Source organism: Leptolyngbya sp. FACHB-36, from assembly GCF_014695955.1.
Classification (GTDB): Bacteria; Cyanobacteriota; Cyanobacteriia; order Leptolyngbyales; family Leptolyngbyaceae; genus FACHB-36.
Genome location: NZ_JACJPG010000434.1, coordinates 1 through 2,680 on the forward strand (window position 1 = coordinate 1; position 2,680 = coordinate 2,680).

Annotated in this window: 3 protein-coding genes; 2 read left to right on the top strand and 1 reads right to left on the bottom strand. The window is 52.5% G+C overall.

The window, feature by feature from the left end; genetic code table 11:
• Positions 1-106 precede the first annotated feature (106 nt).
• Positions 107-1,039, top strand: a complete 933-nt coding sequence (gene cdaA / locus H6F43_RS12160) for a diadenylate cyclase CdaA (protein ID WP_190343021.1) — start codon at positions 107-109, stop codon at positions 1,037-1,039.
• 164 nt (positions 1,040-1,203) lie between these two features.
• On the top strand, positions 1,204-1,953 hold the full coding sequence (locus tag H6F43_RS12165; RefSeq protein WP_190343022.1) for an isoprenyl transferase: 750 nt from the start codon (positions 1,204-1,206) through the stop codon (positions 1,951-1,953).
• Between the two features lie 28 nt (positions 1,954-1,981).
• Here the strand turns inward: H6F43_RS12165 and H6F43_RS12170 are convergent.
• Positions 1,982-2,680: glucosaminidase domain-containing protein (locus tag H6F43_RS12170; RefSeq protein ID WP_190343023.1), on the bottom strand; the 699-nt coding region annotated here is incomplete at its 5' end.

Consider the following 2,680-nt stretch of genomic DNA (forward strand, 5'->3'; position numbering starts at 1 on the left):
ACCGATCGGGCGGTTAACCTGAGCAACCTTGTCCAAGACGAGGTATTCTGGACTGCATCCGTCATCCTTCAACCCCCCTTAACCGGTGCAGGGTTAGTCCAAGTCAATGGGATATTTGTGGAGGCACTGGCTGACAAATCCTGACTGGATAGAGTCCCTGCGGTCTCTCGTCACACAAAACGTTCGCGCCGTCATCGATGTTGGGCTAGTTCTTGCGCTCACCTATATGATGCTGGTCATTATTGGTGAGCGACGAACGCTGTGGATGGTGCGTGGTTTCATTATCCTGATGCTGGCAGCGGCGCTGAGTCGTCGGCTGCAACTGACGCTGCTGAGCTTCGTGCTCGACAATCTAGTTGTTGGGTCGGCAGTGGCGATGGCAGTTATTCTGCAGTCGGAATTCCGCCGATTTCTAGAGCAGCTGGGACGGGGAGAAATTCTTCAGCTATTCCAGCCCGTCCGTCGTCCCACGTTCAAGTCGGGAAGTGTTACGGATGAAATTGTTGAAGCAGTCCGGGAGCTTTCTCAAAACCGCACTGGGGCGCTGCTAATCCTAGAAACGGGACCGGCGATCGACGATCGAGATTTCTCCGTTCCTGGCGTGAAACTCAACGCTGAGGTGTCCAAGGAGCTATTGCAAACTATCTTTCAAACGTCAACCTTGCTGCATGACGGAGCTGTACTAGTACGTGACTCTCGCATTGTGGCAGCAGGCGTGATTTTACCGCTGTCTGAGAAATCAGCGTCGCGGCAGTTAGGCACCCGGCACCGAGCAGCCATGGGAATTACGGAGCGGGTCGAGAATTGCATTTGTGTCGTTGTATCTGAAGAAACGGGGTCCATTTCGCTGGCAGAAAAGGGCACGCTAAATCGTCCCTTAACCAGCAGTAGACTGAAGGAACTGTTAGAAGCTCGGTTCTCTCAGTCGGCAGACCGCGAACCTGTTGCCCCCAACCTAAGAAGCCTTGTAAATCAACTAGCGGCTCAGACGCTGGCGATCGTTACTCGTCTATTTAATCGACGAAAAGGTAAACGTTAAATCTTTAAATCTTAGGCAAGATGAACCTTAGACCAAGAATCGCGGTAGCAGGCGGCAAGAGTGAATGGAATTAACCTATCCTGACTCCTGTATTCTGGATTCTGCACGATCGTGACCCTAGCCCACTGTTTACGTTCCACTCGTTTGCGTCTTCTGGAGAAATCATGACCGTAAAGCCATCTGTTTTGCAGGAATTGCCGACTGACCTTGTGCGCGAACAATTGCCCAGACACGTCGCCGTAATCATGGATGGTAACGGGCGATGGGCGAAACGGCGCGGAATGCCTCGGATTATGGGACATCGGCGAGGCGTAGATGTGCTGAAGGATCTGCTGCGCTGCTGCCGAGATTGGGGCATCGAAGCGTTAACGGCGTATGCCTTTTCTACAGAGAACTGGGGCAGACCGTCGGAAGAAGTCGAGTTCCTCATGACTCTGTTCGAGCGGGTGCTGCGACAGGAACTGCGCGAGATGATGGAGGAAGATGTCCGCATCCGCTTTGTTGGCAATCTGAACGCGCTGCCGCGATCGCTTCAATCCGAGATCGAGCGCTCTGTCACAGCCACCCAGAACAATCAAGGGATTTGCTTCACGATTGCTACCAACTACGGCGGACGCCAAGAAATTTTGCAAGCCTGTCGCGAGATTGCCAGCAAAGTCCAGCAGGGCGTGATTCAGCCGGACCAAATTGACGAGGCACTATTTGAGCGGCATCTTTACACTGCTGGAAGCTGCGATCCTGATTTGCTGATTCGCACCAGTGGTGAAATGCGTTTGAGCAATTTTCTGCTGTGGCAAATGGCATACTCGGAAATTTATGTCACCGAGACGCTGTGGCCTGATTTTGATCGTAAGGCGTTCCATCAAGCTCTTTGTGCCTATCAGCAGCGCGATCGACGATTTGGAAAACTGTAGAGAGTCTCAAACTCCTACATTCAAACTTCTACATCAAGCCGGCTTGCTCGTACAGTTGCTTCAAACGGGCGAGGATTATTTCACCATATTGCGGGTTGTTGTTCCAGCGTCCGCTTAGCATTCCCACCAGTGGGGCAATCCCACGTGCCACAAAATCAAAGCGCGGATCGACCACTTCTTGGGCAAGTGGCTCTGTGTTGGCATACGCCTTGAGGTGCTGGATGTGTGCTCGTACGCCGATGCGAGCGCTGGGAAACGATGCACCTTCAGCCCCGCCGCCGATCGATCCTAAATTGGCGAAGTTGTTCTGGCTCGGTTTAACGCTGCCGCCAAAGCGCAGAAAGTTCGTCTCTACACACATTTGGCAAAACGCAATGTCGTAGTTGATTACTTCGCGATCGCCTTCTTCCCGATAGAGTTGGGCAATTTCGGGAAACTGGGTCAGTCCGGCTTCGTTGTTGGACTTGAGAAACATCATCAGTTGCACTTCTGAGGTTTTGCCCTTGCCTGTAATTCGGTCGATGTCACCCGGCACTGCCGTTGAGCGCAACAGAACGGTGCGCGTTGTGCTATCCCAATTGACCGAGACATTGTAGTTCCGCAGGTCGATCGACTTGATATATACAATGCTGCCGTAGGTAATCCGTCGCACATTTGGATCTTTCGTTACATCCACGCCCAATCGATCGGCAAGGTCGATCGGAATAAATGCATTGCCGCTGACGAT